Source organism: Ruegeria sp. BHSB058, from assembly GCF_059613285.1.
Genome location: NZ_JBXWSF010000088.1, coordinates 1 through 15,711, shown reverse-complemented (window position 1 = coordinate 15,711; position 15,711 = coordinate 1). Strand labels below are relative to the sequence as shown.

Below are 15,711 nucleotides of genomic sequence, written 5' to 3'. Positions count from 1 at the left end.
GTTATAGTGGGCGGGTCCGAATTTGGAGTTTATGACGCCCCGCCGTGGATACAGCCGCTCAAAGATTTTTTGCTGAACACAAAAAATGCGGGCAAGCCCATCTTCGGAATCTGCTTTGGTCACCAAATCATGGCAGATACATTTGGCGGCAGGGCCGCGAAAGCGTCCGTTGGCAACGTGATTGGCGCGCGAGAATTCGATTTTGGATCTTCAGTGGTTCCGAGCTACGTCTGGCATCAAGACCAAGTGACCCGGGTTCCGGCGAGCGCAAAAGTCACTGCGACGGCGGCGCATTGTCCTGTCGGCGCACTGTCTTATGATTTTCCCGCAGCATCGGTTCAGTTCCACCCCGAGTATACCAAAACACATTTGCGCGAGATAGTTGAGCGAGGTCGGGGCGTTTTTTTGTCTAAAACCGAGGCGGAACTGGCATTGGCTTCAATCCAAAATGCTGTGGTGCCACGCGATCTGGCTGTAAAGGAAGCTGTCTCGCTGTTCCGCAGTGCGTAATGGATATCCATGGTGTGCGGAGTTGATCTTGATCAAATTCCAAAACCTTGAAGATTGTATACTGAATACGGTATTGGCGGAGACAATTGAATGGCTAGGTTTGATGATTTCTTTCAGGCGATCTCTCGCGTTGCAAATCTGGGGCGTTCAGAAAAGCTGAGCGATCGTGAACTGGCTGATCTTGGTTTGAGCCGGGCCGATTTTCAGGCTCTGCGTTCCGGATCGCCCGGAGCGCGGGAGCGAATTGTTGCAATGGCCAGTCAGTTTGGTTTGAGCGAAGAAGCGCTCGATTCTCGTCCGGAACTTAGTCTCGAGCTCGCTGAAAAATGCGGGTACTGCGATCAGGCCAAGACTTGCAGAGACGCGATCCGCAAGGGTGAACACTTGCCCGAAGACAGATGCCCAAACGCCAACATCTATCGCGCTCTGTCGGGCAGTTAACGACCGCTGGGACTTTCCTTGGGGCTCAGCTTTCGCCGCCCCGATAGTTTGAAGCGTTCGGCTGTGCCGAAGTCTCTCAGACCGACGCCTGCTACAAATTCTGCAAATACGGGCGCATGTTTAAACAAATGTCCCGAGCAACCTCCGGCAAGAAAAACGTTTTCGTGTTCGGGATGCCAGTCAGCAATGAAATGAGTGTCCGGTGTCAGAATTATCTGATTGAACTTTGAGTCGACAACCCGTTGACCTTCGAGGCCCGGAAAGCGATGCCGTATATAACTGCGGGTTCGTCCTAGCGTCGCTTGGCGAATTAGCCGTTCGTCATTGTCCAGATCAATCTTGTCGGGGATCACCACTGCTGCCTTGACACCTGACCCCTCCGAAGAGGGCAATCCAAAAGAACCCTGCCCGTGGTCGATCCAACACGGCATTCTGCCCATGTCGAAGTCTTCTGACCCATCAGGGGTCGAGGTGTATAAAACATTGACACCTACAACGGTCGTGATCGGTTTCACCGTTTTGGGAAACATGTCGGCCATCCAGGCCCCGGTCGCGATGATGATCAGATCGGCTTCCAATGGCTGCCCATCAAGCATTGGGCGCTCGACATCGTCCGTTGTAACCCGCCCCCTGGTGACTTCGCCGCCTGCACTGCGAAACAGACCCAATGCGGTGATCACACAGCGGTGTGCCATCAGCATTCCCGCCTCAGGTTCGAACAAAGCATATTCGATGTCCGGCACCCGGAATTGTGGAAATCGAGATTCGATATCGGAACGTTCGAACTTGTAATACGGAACTCCGATACGATCGAATGTATCAGCCGTCGCATCTTCCCAATCGCAATGTCCCCGCGTTGCAAGAATCAGTGCGCCACATTCGTACATCAGGTTTAGACCGGTTTCGGCTTGCAGTTCGAGCCAGCGCATCCGACTTTCGCGGGCCCACCGAGTATAGAACTCGTCCCGGCCTGAAATAGCACGGATTACTCGGTTGTAATCCGTTGAAGATGCACGAGAATGTCCAGGTTCCCACCTGTCGATCAGCGTTACTTGCTCTCCGCGTCGCTGCAATGTCAGGGCCGTCATGACCCCAACAATGCCGCCGCCGACTACAATTACAGAGCTTCCGGGCATGGCGCAGATTTTCCTTGTTTCTCGGCCGTATTCGTGAATACTGTATACAGAATACAACTTAAGAAAAGCCAAAAAGCGACAGGGAGAGCGCATCAATGAGTTCGGATTTCGAGCTGCCCGAGGGGACGCACACCGTCATTCTCGGTGTCGGAGACCTAAACGGAATTATGCGCGGAAAGCGTATTCCGGCGAGCCATTGGGATCAGATTTGCAAAGGCGGCAACGCCCTTTCAATTGCGCTCTTTGCTATCGATATGACATGCGATGTCTGGGACACTCCGTATGTCAATTTCGATAATGGCTATCCTGATATGCATGTCTTTCCGATGAGCAAGCCCGTCCCGGTTCCTTGGGAGCCGGGTGTCGCGGTCTGTTTTGGTCGGGCCGAAGGCATGGATCACAAGCCGGTTCCGATCGACCCCCGTCAGGCCTTGGTGCGACAGGTGGAACGTGCGCGGGACATGGGGTTCGAAGTCAACGTCGGGACCGAGCTTGAGTTCTATTTGCTGGACCCCGACACCGGGCAACCACGTGACAACGGCATCCAAGTTTATGGGCTGGGACGGGCGGCCCGGATGGAGCATATCGTTGGTCCGATCCGTCAACAAATAAATGAATGCGGCATCCCAATAGAACAATCCAATCCCGAATACGCAGCAGGGCAAATCGAGGTGAACATTCGGTATGGCGAGGCACTTCAGGCCGCTGACCGGGTAGTTTTGTTCAAATCGCTGATCCGGCAGCTAGGTATTGCGCATGGGTATCTGGCGACTTTCATGCCAAAACCGTTCTTTGAACAGTCGGGCAATGGATTCCACACACACTACTCCCTGTGGAAGGATGGCAAGAACGCTTTTGCCGAAAACGGGAAAATCAACGACACGGCTAAAGCATTTATTGCAGGACTACAAAAGCGCATGTGTGAAAGCGCAATTTGCGGAAGTGGGACGGTGAATGGATATCGTCGTCGCGCGCCTTATACCTTCTGCCCAATTAACGCGAGTTGGGGATACGACAACCGAACAGTCGGTATCCGCGTCATCGAAGGCTCCGATACTTCTGTTCGCGTTGAAAAGCGTGACGCGGGTGCCGATGCCAACCCCTATCTTTTGCTGGCCGCAGAAATCGCAGCAGGTCTGGACGGTATGGAACAGGGCCTTGAACCCAGTAAGCCCACGATGGGCAACGCGTATGAGGAGGCCATCGGGGACGCGATTCCGACTGATCTACCCACTGCCATCAATCTGGCGCGCAGTTCGGATTGGCTTAAGGATGTGATGGGCGAGTTGCAGTGGGAACTTGTCCTTCAGCAGGCCGAGCGTGAGTTGGGTTTCTTTGCCGAGCAGGTGACGCAAGTCGAATTGGACCGGTACCTGAGGACGCTCTGATGCTGATAGGCAAAGTTACAGGCACTGTTACTGCAACTGCCAAGGACGCGCGCTTGGTCGGCAAAAAGCTGTTGATCACCGATATCGTCGACAGTCGCGGCAAGGTCCTTCGACCGGCTTGTGTCGCCGTAGATACGAGTGGTGCGGGGATCGGAGACACTGTGCTCGTGGTCGGTGGATCGGCAGCACGGATGGCTGCGGATTTGTCCACAGTGCCGGTGGATCTGACCATTGTGGCGGTTGTGGATCACATCTCGGCCAACTGACTTCAACACTTATCAACGTTTTACTCTGGAGGAACAAAAATGGCGAAACCAGTTGCGGGGCAGATGGCCCTGGGCATGATCGAGACCCGCGGCCTCGTCGGAGCGATTGAGGCTGCAGACGCAATGGTCAAGGCCGCAAGCGTTACGATCGTCGGACAAACCAAAGCGGGTGGCGGTCTCGTGACCACCCTTGTTCGCGGCGAAGTTGGTGCCGTGAAGGCCGCCACAGACGCGGGCGCGACCGCAGCCAATAAAGTGGGCGAAGTCGTTTCAGTGCATGTCATCGCACGTCCTCACGACGAGCTTGAAGCCATCATTGATGGGCTGGGTGCAGGCACAACTGCCTGAATCTTCGTGGCAGTCGAGTAAGGAGCAACCATGTCCGCTGGATTCGCAGAATTCACCCGTGCCGTAGCAAGCGGCGCAACAAGGGAAGCCGCACCAACCCAGAAATATGGCAAGATTGCCGTTCTGGGCGGAGGGCCGGATGCCCGACTTCTGGCTGCTCTGTGTCTGGCAGAAAGGGCAGACGTTACGTTGTTTTCCGCCTACGGCAGTGAACTGGACTTGCTGGAGAAATCGTCGGGCATCGGTCTTCGTGGTGTTGGACCGGTGGGGTCATATCATGTGAACCGGGATGGCCCGTCTGTCCGCACTACCGCCGAACTGGACGCCGCGGTGAGCGGGGCCGAAGTGATCTTTCTCACAGGGCCAGTCCACAAGCAGCGTACCTATGCAATGGTACTGGCCGATCATCTGAGTGACGGCCAGGTTCTGGTGCTTGCCCCTGGCCGGTCACTGGGCGCTGTCGAAGCGGCGTGGATGCTGCGCATTGGCGGCTGTAAGGCGGATGTTACCTTAGTCGAGATACAGGGGCTGCCGTATTGGTTCGCTGCCGAGGGTTCGGTGTTGAATTTGACTCACGCCGCTCCAATGGCCGGAGCGACTTTGCCGCGCGGTCGAACCCATGTGCTTGACGGGCTAAGCCAGTTTCTTCCCAACCTGAGCCCCGTTGACTCGGTCTTGGTTTCCAGTTTCGGAGATCTTTCCGCCGCAGTGGAAATCCCTGCCTTGGTGCTCGGAGGCGCCGCACTGGAAAAGGGAGGTCCAAGTGTTCCGATGGGTGGTGAACTGCTGGCGACAAACATCACATTCTCCGCACTGGTCGGCGAAGACCAACGCGCTGTGATTGTAGGACTCGCCGAAGAACGGCGCAGGGTTGCGGCGGCCTTTGGCGTCAGGGATTTGCCCGACATCGATGACTGGATCGAACGCTTCGCAGGTGCGGACAGGGGCGAGTTTTCGCGTCCTGTCCCCCACCGGCAGGTCGCAGTTGGTTTGATGCGCGATGGCGTACTTGGGTCTCTGGTGCCACTCGGTTCGGCGGCAACGCTGGCAGGTATTCCCGCGCCGCTGACCCGCAGCTTGATAGCGATCACGGATCAGATGCTGGGGGCGGATGTGGCCGCCGCGGGCCGCAAGCTGGACAGCATTGGTATTTCCGCAGGCGACGTCGATCAGGCGCGTCGTATTTTTGACGCCATTGCCACTGGAGCAACGTGATGGATGCGGATCTGAAATCGATCGCCGCCGCGCGGCGTGCTGCTGAAACGGCCTTTTCCGCATATCGTGCCTTCTTAGGGACCGATCCTACTCAGGTTGATGCCATTGTTGATGCCATGGCCCGCGCAATCGAACCCGAGGCCGAGCGGCTTGGGCAAATCGCCGTCGAGGAGACCGGTTACGGCAATGTCCCGGACAAACGGCTAAAGAACCTGTTCAACGCCCTATCAGTCGCGGATTATCTGCGAGACGTAACAACCCTTGGCCTGTTATGGCGCGACGACGCGACCAAAATCGCAGCTTTTGGCGAACCAATGGGGGTGGTCGCCGCACTCATCCCCGTGACAAACCCGACCTCGACCATCATCTACAAGGTGCTTTCGGCGGTCAAAGCGGGAAACGCCATCGTTTGCGCCCCGCATCCACGTGGTGTGCGTAGCGGTATCGAAACAGTAAAGGTCATGTCCAGCTTAGCGGAACAGATGGGGGCGCCCAAAGGGTTGATCCAATGTCTTGATGCCGTGACGATACAAGGCACCGCCGAGCTGATGAAGCATCGACGCACCTCCGTTGTAATGGCGACCGGTGGGCCAGCGATGGTGAAAGCGGCCTATTCCAGTGGCAAGCCGACCCTCGCGGTTGGTGCCGGGAATGTGCCTTGCTATGTTCACAAATCCAAAAAGGGCGATTTGGCCGAAGTGGCTGAGATGATCGTAACCTCCAAATGCTTCGACTACGGCACGGCCTGCGTCAGTGAGCAGGCTATCGTTGCCGATCCCGAGATAGCGCGCGATCTGCGCCACGAGTTAAAGCTGAAGGGCGCCTACTTCTGTACTCCGGCAGAGGCGGACCGGTTGGCCAAGGTAATCTTCAAAGGCCCTCAAGTGATGGACCCCGAGCGCGTGGGGCAAAGCCCGCAAGTTCTGGCCGATGCCGCTCAATTTTCGATCCCTCCGCGTACGAGGTGTCTGGTTTCGGAAGAAACCGAAGTCGGATGGCAGCGACCGTTGTCGGCGGAAAAGCTGAACCCTGTTCTCGCCTTTTATGAGGCCAAATCAACCGAACACGGCGTCGAATTGGCACAGTCTATTGCAAAGTTTGAAGGATGGGGGCATTCGTCGATCATCCATTCCGACGATCCTGAAGTGGTGGCCCACTTTGCGACCGTTCCGACTGGGCGGGTTTTGGTGAATACGCCCGGCATCATGGGGGGGATGGGGTATTCCACCGATCTCGAACCGTCGTTCATGCTCGGAACAGGAACGTGGTCCGGTTCGATAACGTCGGACAACGTTACGGCCCTGCATCTCATCAACATCAAGCGGGTTGCATACCAAAGCCGGCCTTGGCGCGACATTTATGAGGAGTATGGCGCATGAGCGATATCACCATCCGGGCGCTGATGCAGATTGATAATCTGCAACCGAAATTTGCTGCTTACAACGGCGCAACAGTACAAGGTTCAGTGCCTTTGTCCGGCGACACTGTGCTGATCGGAGAGTTCGCGCCTGGAAACGGGGTGTTTTCACTGATCGATCGCGCGCTCAAGGCTTCGTCAGTCGAGGCGACAACCCAAATGGTCGAACGTGAATTCGGTTTCTTCATACTACGTTCACCGTCCAATGCCGAGGTGTCCGCGGCGCGAGACGCGATGCTGGCGGAGCTTGGTGCGTCGATGTCGGATCGGATGAAACCCTCCATCAGTTCCACGCAGATCATCACCAGCGTCGAACCGTACCAAGCTCAATTGTTGAACAAATGGCGGAAGGGTTCGTTGATCGTTCCTGGTCAGACTTTGGGGATCGTGGAATGCGCACCCGCCGCTTATATTTCTATTGCGGCCAACGAAGCGGAAAAGGCGGCTGAAATCGATATTGTCGAGGTGCGCGCCGTAGGGCGTTTCGGAAGGTTGTTCATTTCTGGTTCCGAAAACTCGGTCAAAACGGCTGTTGAAGCGGCAGCGCGCGCCATCGAAACCGTGGATGGGCGATCGAACTGATGGCCGGATCGCGGGTCATAGGGTCCGAAGCGATCGAAGAGGTCCGACGGCGCGGTCGGATCGTGTTTGAAATCCTGCCGGGCGACATTGTTACTGCGCTGGCGCGTGAAACGGCAGAACGTTTGGGCATTGGTTTGGTTGAAGGCCCGCTCGAAAAGCCGGCCCCACCGCGAACTGATGGTAAAGCCTCGATGCGTCGCGTGCTTTATCGTAGGTCCCCCAAATGGATGCCTCCGTCCCGCGCACCGCGCAAGGCCCGACGACTGGGAAAACTCGCTTTGATTGGGGCGGGAGGCGTGGGTGGCAATATTGCTCACTTGGCAGTGTTGAACGATATTGCAGATGACATTGCCCTTGTCGACATTACTCCAGGTTTGGCCGCGGCAACAGCGATGGACCTCAACCAAGCGTCGGGCATTACCTGTGCTCGATCACGTTGCTTTGGAGGTGAAAAACTGGATCTGGTAGCGGGCGCCGAAGTGGTGGTTGTCACTGCGGGCCGAGCTCGGCGCCCCGGCATGAGCCGATCCGATCTAATCAACGTCAATGCGCGTGTTATCCGGCAAGCCGCCGAAGCAATCCGGACCAGTGCACCTGAGGCCGTTGTGGTCGTCGTTACCAACCCACTGGACGAAATGACCGTGGAAATGTTGCGCGCCACAGGGTTTCCGCGTGAGCGGGTTTTGGGCATGGCCGGCACTCTTGACAGCAGCCGTTTCCGTCATGCGCTTGCGATGGAGGCGGGTGTCGCTCCGGCTGAAGTCGATGCAATTACACTCGGCAGTCACGGCGATGAAATGACCCCAATTTCTAGCCTTGCGCGGATCAAGGGGCGTCCAGTCGGCGTCTTTCTGACCAAAGACCAGATCAACGCTTGCGTGAAGGACGCGATAACCGGCGGAGGGCAGGTTGTGGCGCTAAAGAAATCCGGTTCGGCAACGATTGCCCCTGCGCATGCTTCGATCGAGCTGATTGATCACATTCGCGGCGCGCGAACTGGTCCGGTTCCCGTGTCGGTGATGTTGAAGGGTGAATATGGTATTGACGGCGTCGTACTTGGCGTCCCTGCGCATCTTGGCGCAGGTGGGCTTGTCACAATTGAAGAACTGCGCTTGACGGAAGCTGAATATGTATCGCTTCGTGCTGCCGCCGCCTCAATCCGCAAAAGGTTGGGCCATTGACCATTCGCAGCTGGAAATCCGGGGGGCGTTTCGAGGAGCTTGGATCGTATTCCCGTGTTAAGCGGATCGGGCCGTTTGTTTGGGTGGCCGGCACAACCGCAATTGAACCCACAGGGAAAATTCATGCGCCCGGAGAAGTTGGGGCGCAAACCCGGTACGTTCTTTTTCGAATTGAAGAAGCGTTGAAGCACGTCGGAGCCGAACTGCGGCATGTAGGACGGGTGCGCGCATATCTGACCGATATGGGAACAGCTGGCGAATTCGCGCGTGTGCACGGAGAGATATTCAGGGGAATCGATCCTGTCCTGACTGCCGTCGAAGCCGGACTGACACAGCCAGGTCTGACCGTTGAAATTGATGTGGATGCGGTCATTCACGACAAAAACGGAAATATCGTCGGATTCTGAAGATGACTTTCCAAGAAAGGATTTGATCGGAGTACAGTTCTGTGTACTGTATACAGAATACAAACTCGGCAAAAAGAGACACAGGGAGCTTTTCAGATGACAAAATCAGCGCTCATCGGCGGGACATGCATCGCGCTCATGGCCTCGGCAGCCATGGCCGAGATCAAGGTGGGGTATATCGGGTCGCTTTCTTCGGATACCGGCCTTTCTACGCTTCGCGGCGCAGAGATGGCGATTGAGGAACTGAATGCAAATGGCGGTCTCAACGGAGAGCAGATAACACTTGTCTCTGCGGATACGGGACAAGACCCGACCGAGGGGATCCGGGCCTATGAATATCTGGCTGAAACAGAAGAAGTTGATTTCATCATATCCGGGTCCATTGATGACGTATCGCTTGGATGGCTACCCAGGATGCAAGAATATCGCATCCCAACTCTGGATACCTGGACTTCGTATATTGGCATAATCGATATGGTGGTCGAAGACCCCGAAGGTATGGCGCCTTACTTCATGAACATCGCTTCGGACGAGGCGTTGGCGACGTTATACATCAACTTCGGCGCGGATGTTCTAAAAAAGAAGATGGGATGGAATTCGGTCGTTATTCTTGCTGAAGACACTGCATTTGGCGAAGCCATTACCGGCCTGGTGACCGAAGCACTTGCTCCTGTGGCCGGTATCGAAGTTGCTGACATCATCACATATGACGTTGCCACGGTCGATTTTGCACCGATTTTTAGCAGGGCGCAGGATACTGGCGCCGATTTCATCTATCAGGTCTCGTCCGTAAATGCTCAGGTGATTTCCTCGCAATATGTGAAACTACAGGTGCCAATGGCCATGACCGGCGTGAACGTCGCAGCACTTGGCATGGAGTATTGGGATGACACTGGTGGAGCAGGGGGCGGTATCTCGACCCTGTCACCTGTGCCGTCTGTCGGATTCAAACTGGACCCGGTTAGTCAGAAGTTCGTCGACGAATACCAGGCGAGATACGACAGCCGGCCGCTTTTACCGCACTTCAACGGATTCAATGCCTACCACGGGCTGAAACAGGCGATGGCCGCAGCCGAGGAAGCCGGTGGTTTCGGCGATGTCGACGCATGGGCCGCAGCAATGAAAAAACAGGACCTGGTGCTGGACATGGATGGCCAACTTTGGTTGCGCTACGGTTTTTGGGGTGACGACGAAGTTGAACCGGTCACGCAACGGACCTACCCGCACAATGCCCGCTTCGATCTTTCGGAACCGTTTGACGATGCACAGCCATCGATGGTGGTGGTGCAGTGGTACGAAGATGGAACAGCCGCTGTTGTCTATCCCGACAAATACGCAACTGGCGAGTTCACTCTTCCCAGCTGGGTGAAATAACTCCGAAGAACAAAATCGACGCGCTTTACTAGAGCGCGTCGGAAGCCAAAGGTTTCTCGATGCTGCAGATACTGATCCAGGGGCTTCTGCTCAGCGGCCTTTACGCGCTTATCGCAATGGGGTTCACACTGATTTTCAGCATCGGACGCGTTCTGAATCTCGCCTATGGCGCGTATCTGATGGTCGGTGGATACGTCTATTTCTGGATTTCTCAAACGTTGGGTATGCCAAAGACAGTCGGGGTTATACTGGCGGCTGTTCTAGGTATTCTAATGGGGGTGCTCAAGTTCAAGCTCATCGTCAAGACGCTCAAGGGCGATCACGTGGCCGTCGAAATCTCTACGCTCATTCTTGCCGTCGTTATTCAGGCTGGAATTGTTTTGGTCTTTGGCGACAGCAGCAAAATCCTGCTGCCTATAATCCCCGGCGTGACAATCATAGGTGGAGCGTCTGTCACTTACAATATTCTGACGGCAACGATTGTCAGTTGGGCAATTCTAAGCGGATTATACCTGTTTGTGCGCTTCAGTCATACTGGTCGCGCAATGCAGGCAGTGTCGATGGACGCCAAGGGTGCTGCCATATCCGGGATCGATCCAGACCGTATCAATTTGGTCACTTGGGGTATTTCGGGCGGGTTGGGAGCTGTCGGTGGAGTATTCTTCGCCAGCTATACACAGCTTTCGCCCTCGATGTGGGTAGCCCCGCTGATCATCTCGGTCGCCGTCGTCATTGTTGGCGGTATCGGTTCGATTTTCGGAACGCTGATAGTCGCCCACATAGTCGGGTTTCTGGAGGTTATAGTCGTGGCCACTCTCGCCCCTGAATTGAGGGGCGTTTTTACCATGCTTCTGATCATTGGAGTTCTGGTGATGCGGCCGCAAGGCCTCTTTGGGCGCGAGGAGATTTGAGATGGGATTGCGGTGGTACCATCTTGGACTTTGGGCGGCTCTGATAGCCGGGATGACTTTGCTGCCGCAAATTGTTGGCAACGGTACGCTCAGAACAATGATCTTTGCCAACTACCTGGCGATATTTGCTATTAGTTGGGATGTGCTGTCCGGGCGTACCGGCTATGTGAGTTTTGGCCACCCTTTCTTGATTGGAATAGGCGCATATACTACAGCAATCTTGACAAAACGGTTCGATGTGGCGGTCGAGATTTCGATTCCGATTGCCGTAGTGATGACTATGGCGGCAGGGTTGATCGTTCTTCTTCCGGCTTTGCGTATTAGGGGCAGCTACTTTGCGCTTGTCACGTTGGCCTTCATGGAGCTGTTGTATCAATTGGTACAAGTAATCCGCCCCGATCTTACAGGTGGTACACGAGGCATGTCGGGCATTCAAACCCTCACGCGAGGGGCCACCAACGGGTACTACCTGTCAACCACGCTCATGCTTTCCGTGGCTATCAGCATGTGGTTGTTGATGAAAACCCGGTTGGGTACGGCCTTGGCCGCAATCGGAATGAATGAGGAAAGCGTACGTGGCTCCGGCTTGAGCACAACACGCCTCAAGGCTCTCGCGTTTCTGACCAGTGCATTCGTAGCTGGGCTGGGAGGCGCCTTTTATGTGCACTATCTCGGCTCGCTGGCCCCGCGCGCGTTGTTCGATATCAATTTTCTTTTTACAATCATCGTCGCCGCCCTTCTGGGAGGAACGTCGACGATTGTCGGCCCCATGATCGGGGCTTTTTTCATGACTTTTCTGCTGGAGTATCTGCGACCAGTTCTGCCAGGGGCAGAGCGGTACTTTGTTTACGGTGCCATCGCGCTCTTACTCTATATGTATCAACCGAAAGGTCTCGTGGCGCTTTTTCAGCGCGCCGTTTCCGGGGTTCGGAAAAGGAGCATCTCGTGACAACAGCTCTGGAAGTCACTGACCTGGTCAAGACCTTCGGCGGCCTCAAGGCAACGAACAACCTGTCCTTTTCCGTACAGCAAGGGGAATCGTTGGGTCTCATCGGCCCGAACGGTGCAGGCAAAACCACGGTTTTCAGCCAAATTATGGGCGAGTTGCGCCAAAACAGCGGCACGATCAAGCTGTTCGGGCAGGAAATCTCCGCTCTTCCAACCTCGCGCCGGATCCGCGCGGGCGTCAGCCGCACATACCAGATCCCCCGGCCTTTTGGAGATATGAGCGTGTCCGAAAACATACGTGTTGGGCTGATGCCTGACAACATCTGGCACATGATATTCTCACCGCCGGACAAAGTTCGAGAACGCGAGATTGCCCTGAGCGTCGGCTTTAGCGAGGACGATTTGTCAAGAACGCCAGCAGAGCTGGCCATGGGAGATTTGCGCAAGCTGGAAATGGCTCGCACAACGGCAACGGCCCCGAAAGTCATGCTGTTGGACGAGGTGTTCGCTGGCCTTACTGTCGGTGAAATTGCACAAATATCAGATCTCATTCAGTCCATGCGCAAGGAGGGGATGACGTTTCTGATCGTAAGCCATGATTTGCCCGCGCTGGAGCCGTTGATTGACCGTGCCATTGCTATCGACCGAGGCAAAATGATCGCCGAAGGGCCATTTTCGGAAGTAATAAACGACAAGGCCGTACAAGCCTCATATCTCGGAGGAGCGTGATGTCGTTTCTGGAAATCTGCGCCCTGTCCGCGTTTTACGGCAAAGCACAGGCTCTGACGGATATCTCGATAACGGTCGAACCCGGGGAAATCGTCGCGGTGATCGGGCCGAATGGAGCAGGTAAATCCACACTGCTCGACAGTATTATGGGATTGGTTAGGACCGAAGGCGATATAAGGCTCAAAGGGGAACCATTGATCGGGCGGCCAACGTCGGACATTGTACGTCGGGGCGTCGGATATGCACCGGAGCGGTTCAACTTGTTCCCCTATATGTCCGTTCGTGACAACCTGATGGTAGGCGCATACACCGCCCGCGAAGATGTGGAGCGCAATCTCGAATTGGTGCACAAACTTTTTCCGCGCCTCGAAGAACGAGAGGGGCAGGAAACATCGACACAATCCGGGGGTGAACGTCAAATGGTTTCGTTTGGTCGCGCGTTGATGACTAGTCCCGAGCTTTTGTTGGTGGACGAGCCGACAATCGGCTTGGCGCCCAAAATCTGTCATGAGATTGCCGAGGTACTGCGCCGATTAAACCGTGAATTCGGGTTGACGGTGGTCATAACCGAGCAGAATGCTAATTTTGCCCTTTCCCTGGCCAGTCGCATCTACATCCTCGAATCTGGACGCATGCAGATTTCGGGCACGGCGGACGAGTTGCGAAACGACCCACGATTGCTCGAAGCTTATTTCGGTCATCATTGAAACCCGGAACCGGTTCAAATGATATCTGGCAATGGTATTCGGATCGCCATGCCTACGAAGAGGTGGATTGAGTTTTCCTGTATCATTCACCCGGCAACGGATGGGAACTGCTACCCAGGATCTGACCGCATTGACTTTCAAAGCCGAAACAAGACGGTTGCGGCGAGGGCGGTGGCGGACAGGAACACATAGAAACCAAAACGACTTTCAGTTAATCCGTGCTGCTTCGGAAAACTACTGAACGTGACGGTACGCAATCTCAGTTTTCTTTGAAAGCACGTGACATGCTATCGGTGATTGGTTTCACTATGTAAGAAGCGAATGTCCGTTGTTCGGTCTGGATCATGATTTCTGCAGGCATGCCTGGCGTCGGAACAAACCCACGAACGCGGCCCATCTCATCAGAAGTCAAAGAGATTCGAGCCAAATACACCTCTTGTGGTGCACCGCCTGTATCTTCGAACAGGGCATCTGCGGAAACATAATACACTTCTCCATTCAAAACCGGAGTGGTGCGCTGGTTCAAAGCCACCAGACGCACAGTGGCCCTTTGCCCGGTTACAACACTATCGATCTCGGTTCTCGGAATCTGAGCTTCGATAATCAATGGAGCATCCGCCGGCAGGATTTCAGCGATTGGTTCGCCAGTTTCGATAACGCCACCAGGCGTAAAATAGTGCAGGCGCACGACCGTTCCTGAAACTGGTGCCCGAACTACGGCTCGGGCAAGGACACTGCGCGCTTGCCGCGATTTTTCCCGAACGCTTTCCAAATCTGCTTCGATTGCGCCAAGCTCATCCAAAGCAGCCTGTCGATAAGCAGATCGCGTGCGCTGAATTTGCTCATCGTATTTCAACATCATCTGACCGACTTCTGATGCTTCGGCCTGTAACCGGGCAAGCTGGCCATCGGCCTCGGCCTGAATTCGCCGGATAGCGTTCAGTTCGCCTTTCCGCACCAGCCCTTTTTCGAACAAGGCGTTTTTGGTTTCATATTCCTCCTCCAATATCTCGGATCGGTGGGACATGGAATCAAGCTGGGCTTGGTATCCCTTCTCTCGCACCCGTAGTGCTTCCATGTTCCGCTCAAGCAATGCGATATCATTCAGCAAAGTCTTGCGGGACACTTCAAATGTCAGTTCTTGGCTGTCCAAAATAGAAGCGACTTCGGCGTCGCTAGAGGCTGTCAATAAATCCGATGAGAATACGAGCTTTTCATGTTCCCGATATTCTGCAAGCAACCGGGTCGCCATTGCCTGAAGGCGGATCTGGCGGATGAACAATTCTCTTTCAGTGGATTCCGCCGACGTCTGGTCCAATGTCATTAGGACATCTCCGGCCTTGACCTCTTCTCCTTCAGCGACGCGAATTTGTTCGATGATACCGCCTTCGAGGTGCTGGACAATTTTGTTGCGGCCCGTCGCGACAAAACTGCCTTGGGCGATAACTGCAGCTGCCAAAGGAGCGCGGAAGGCCCAAACACCAAATCCGCCAAAGCACACCACCAACATTGCAAACCCGATCACAATGAAATGGGTGATCGAGCGGGGAACGTCGGAGTACCACAATGCGTTATTGGACGGAGTGCTGAGGTCAGACATATTTTGCCCTTTACTTGTCCGGAATTTCGCCAGTTCTGCCGGCCGAGCTCTGCAATTGCGCCAGTACGTGATCGCGCTGGCCGAATACGGCGACACGCCCATCGGTCAATAGCATGATTTTGTCCACCGCACCCAAAAGGGTCGGCTTTTGAGTGATGACGATCACTGTAATTCGGTTGATTTTGGCATGCTCTATTGCCTTGGCCAGCGCCTTGTCGCCCGCGACGTCAAGGTTTGAATTTGGCTCGTCCAATACCACCATGCGCGGCATGCCAAAGAAGGCCCTCGCTAATGCGATACGTTGCTTTTGCCCGCCGGACAAAGGTGATCCGTCTGCGGAAACGATGGTTTCATAACCCTGAGGGAGTGTTGCGATCATGTTGTGAACGTCCGCGAGGACAGCGGCATCATGGATTTGTTCGTCCGTCGCGTCGGTGCGCATACGACCGATGTTGTCTTTTATCGTTCCCGGGAACAGCTGAACGTCTTGCGGCAGATACCCGATGCTTTCGCCGAACTGGCGCGGGTCCCAGTTTCGGATGTCCATCAGG

The 15,711-nt window shown here is 55.1% G+C and carries 18 protein-coding genes; 15 read left to right on the top strand and 3 right to left on the bottom strand.

The annotated features are described in order from the left end of the window. Together AC2FNB_RS17750 and AC2FNB_RS17745 are read left to right on the top strand one after the other, a co-directional pair. A partial coding sequence (locus tag AC2FNB_RS17750; RefSeq protein WP_496748272.1) for a type 1 glutamine amidotransferase occupies nt 1-510 on the top strand: 510 nt, incomplete at its 5' end. A gap of 90 nt (nt 511-600) precedes the next feature. Beyond that, nucleotides 601-951 carry a YjiS-like domain-containing protein gene (locus AC2FNB_RS17745; RefSeq protein ID WP_480750756.1) on the top strand — a complete coding sequence of 117 codons (351 nt, stop codon included), beginning with the start codon at nt 601-603 and terminating at the stop codon, nt 949-951. Here AC2FNB_RS17745 and AC2FNB_RS17740 read toward each other — a convergent pair. Beyond that, nucleotides 948-2,087, bottom strand: coding sequence for an FAD-dependent oxidoreductase (locus tag AC2FNB_RS17740; protein ID WP_496748271.1), 1,140 nt, complete (start codon nt 2,085-2,087; stop codon nt 948-950). The genes AC2FNB_RS17745 and AC2FNB_RS17740 overlap by 4 nt on opposite strands. 95 nt (nt 2,088-2,182) lie before the next feature. Here AC2FNB_RS17740 and AC2FNB_RS17735 point away from each other — a divergent pair, with 95 nt between their 5' ends. The 13 genes from AC2FNB_RS17735 (at nt 2,183) to AC2FNB_RS17675 (ending at nt 13,560) form a co-directional block, all read left to right on the top strand. Further along, a complete protein-coding gene (locus AC2FNB_RS17735) occupies nt 2,183-3,475 on the top strand; it encodes a glutamine synthetase family protein (RefSeq protein WP_480750754.1) in 1,293 nt (430 codons plus the stop codon). Beyond that, nucleotides 3,475-3,741, top strand: a complete 267-nt coding sequence (locus AC2FNB_RS17730) for a EutN/CcmL family microcompartment protein (RefSeq protein ID WP_480750753.1) — start codon at nt 3,475-3,477, stop codon at nt 3,739-3,741. Before AC2FNB_RS17735 ends, AC2FNB_RS17730 begins: the two co-directional genes overlap by 1 nt. Before the next feature lie 39 nt (nt 3,742-3,780). Continuing rightward, nucleotides 3,781-4,089 carry a BMC domain-containing protein gene (locus AC2FNB_RS17725; RefSeq protein ID WP_480750752.1) on the top strand — a complete coding sequence of 103 codons (309 nt, stop codon included), beginning with the start codon at nt 3,781-3,783 and terminating at the stop codon, nt 4,087-4,089. A 30-nt stretch (nt 4,090-4,119) separates the two neighbouring features. Continuing rightward, nucleotides 4,120-5,304, top strand: a complete 1,185-nt coding sequence (locus AC2FNB_RS17720) for a hypothetical protein (RefSeq protein ID WP_496748270.1) — start codon at nt 4,120-4,122, stop codon at nt 5,302-5,304. Continuing rightward, the gene (locus AC2FNB_RS17715) at nt 5,304-6,683 is read left to right on the top strand and encodes an aldehyde dehydrogenase family protein (protein ID WP_496748269.1); all 1,380 of its coding nucleotides are present in this window, start codon (nt 5,304-5,306) and stop codon (nt 6,681-6,683) included. Before AC2FNB_RS17720 ends, AC2FNB_RS17715 begins: the two co-directional genes overlap by 1 nt. Beyond that, nucleotides 6,680-7,303: a BMC domain-containing protein gene (locus tag AC2FNB_RS17710; protein ID WP_496748268.1), complete on the top strand. Its 624-nt coding sequence runs from the start codon at nt 6,680-6,682 to the stop codon at nt 7,301-7,303. Before AC2FNB_RS17715 ends, AC2FNB_RS17710 begins: the two co-directional genes overlap by 4 nt. Further along, entirely contained in the window at nt 7,303-8,484 is a 1,182-nt protein-coding gene (locus tag AC2FNB_RS17705) for a malate dehydrogenase (RefSeq protein ID WP_496748267.1), read from the top strand. The genes AC2FNB_RS17710 and AC2FNB_RS17705 overlap by 1 nt, the downstream gene beginning before the upstream one ends. Then, entirely contained in the window at nt 8,481-8,891 is a 411-nt protein-coding gene (locus AC2FNB_RS17700; RefSeq protein WP_496748266.1) for a Rid family hydrolase, read from the top strand. The genes AC2FNB_RS17705 and AC2FNB_RS17700 overlap by 4 nt, the downstream gene beginning before the upstream one ends. Nucleotides 8,892-8,987: 96 nt before the next feature. Then, nucleotides 8,988-10,265, top strand: a complete 1,278-nt coding sequence (locus AC2FNB_RS17695; protein ID WP_496748265.1) for an ABC transporter substrate-binding protein — start codon at nt 8,988-8,990, stop codon at nt 10,263-10,265. Nucleotides 10,266-10,324: 59 nt separating this feature from the next. Then, nucleotides 10,325-11,176, top strand: a complete 852-nt coding sequence (locus AC2FNB_RS17690; protein WP_496748264.1) for a branched-chain amino acid ABC transporter permease — start codon at nt 10,325-10,327, stop codon at nt 11,174-11,176. Between the two features lies 1 nt (nt 11,177). Beyond that, entirely contained in the window at nt 11,178-12,125 is a 948-nt protein-coding gene (locus AC2FNB_RS17685; RefSeq protein WP_496748263.1) for a branched-chain amino acid ABC transporter permease, read from the top strand. Beyond that, a complete protein-coding gene (locus AC2FNB_RS17680; protein ID WP_496748262.1) occupies nt 12,122-12,853 on the top strand; it encodes an ABC transporter ATP-binding protein in 732 nt (243 codons plus the stop codon). The genes AC2FNB_RS17685 and AC2FNB_RS17680 overlap by 4 nt, the downstream gene beginning before the upstream one ends. After that, nucleotides 12,853-13,560, top strand: coding sequence for an ABC transporter ATP-binding protein (locus tag AC2FNB_RS17675; protein ID WP_496748261.1), 708 nt, complete (start codon nt 12,853-12,855; stop codon nt 13,558-13,560). The genes AC2FNB_RS17680 and AC2FNB_RS17675 overlap by 1 nt, the downstream gene beginning before the upstream one ends. 259 nt (nt 13,561-13,819) lie before the next feature. On the opposite strand, the gene AC2FNB_RS17670 is transcribed toward AC2FNB_RS17675, so the two are convergent. Both AC2FNB_RS17670 and AC2FNB_RS17665 read right to left on the bottom strand, forming a co-directional pair. Next, the gene (locus AC2FNB_RS17670; protein WP_496748260.1) at nt 13,820-15,160 is read right to left on the bottom strand and encodes an HlyD family type I secretion periplasmic adaptor subunit; all 1,341 of its coding nucleotides are present in this window, start codon (nt 15,158-15,160) and stop codon (nt 13,820-13,822) included. A 10-nt stretch (nt 15,161-15,170) separates the two neighbouring features. Continuing rightward, nucleotides 15,171-15,711, bottom strand: a 541-nt coding sequence (locus AC2FNB_RS17665) for an ATP-binding cassette domain-containing protein (RefSeq protein WP_496748259.1), incomplete at its 5' end; no start/stop codon positions are given.

Coding starts and splice junctions, on each gene's coding strand:
- AC2FNB_RS17670 (WP_496748260.1), bottom strand. CDS start 15,160: ATGTCTGACCTCAGCACTCCGTCCAATAACGCATTGTGGTACTCCGAC.
- AC2FNB_RS17720 (WP_496748270.1), top strand. CDS start 4,120: ATGTCCGCTGGATTCGCAGAATTCACCCGTGCCGTAGCAAGCGGCGCA.
- AC2FNB_RS17715 (WP_496748269.1), top strand. CDS start 5,304: ATGGATGCGGATCTGAAATCGATCGCCGCCGCGCGGCGTGCTGCTGAA.
- AC2FNB_RS17685 (WP_496748263.1), top strand. CDS start 11,178: ATGGGATTGCGGTGGTACCATCTTGGACTTTGGGCGGCTCTGATAGCC.
- AC2FNB_RS17730 (WP_480750753.1), top strand. CDS start 3,475: ATGCTGATAGGCAAAGTTACAGGCACTGTTACTGCAACTGCCAAGGAC.
- AC2FNB_RS17745 (WP_480750756.1), top strand. CDS start 601: ATGGCTAGGTTTGATGATTTCTTTCAGGCGATCTCTCGCGTTGCAAAT.
- AC2FNB_RS17710 (WP_496748268.1), top strand. CDS start 6,680: ATGAGCGATATCACCATCCGGGCGCTGATGCAGATTGATAATCTGCAA.
- AC2FNB_RS17705 (WP_496748267.1), top strand. CDS start 7,303: ATGGCCGGATCGCGGGTCATAGGGTCCGAAGCGATCGAAGAGGTCCGA.
- AC2FNB_RS17695 (WP_496748265.1), top strand. CDS start 8,988: ATGACAAAATCAGCGCTCATCGGCGGGACATGCATCGCGCTCATGGCC.
- AC2FNB_RS17675 (WP_496748261.1), top strand. CDS start 12,853: ATGTCGTTTCTGGAAATCTGCGCCCTGTCCGCGTTTTACGGCAAAGCA.
- AC2FNB_RS17740 (WP_496748271.1), bottom strand. CDS start 2,087: ATGCCCGGAAGCTCTGTAATTGTAGTCGGCGGCGGCATTGTTGGGGTC.
- AC2FNB_RS17690 (WP_496748264.1), top strand. CDS start 10,325: ATGCTGCAGATACTGATCCAGGGGCTTCTGCTCAGCGGCCTTTACGCG.
- AC2FNB_RS17735 (WP_480750754.1), top strand. CDS start 2,183: ATGAGTTCGGATTTCGAGCTGCCCGAGGGGACGCACACCGTCATTCTC.
- AC2FNB_RS17725 (WP_480750752.1), top strand. CDS start 3,781: ATGGCGAAACCAGTTGCGGGGCAGATGGCCCTGGGCATGATCGAGACC.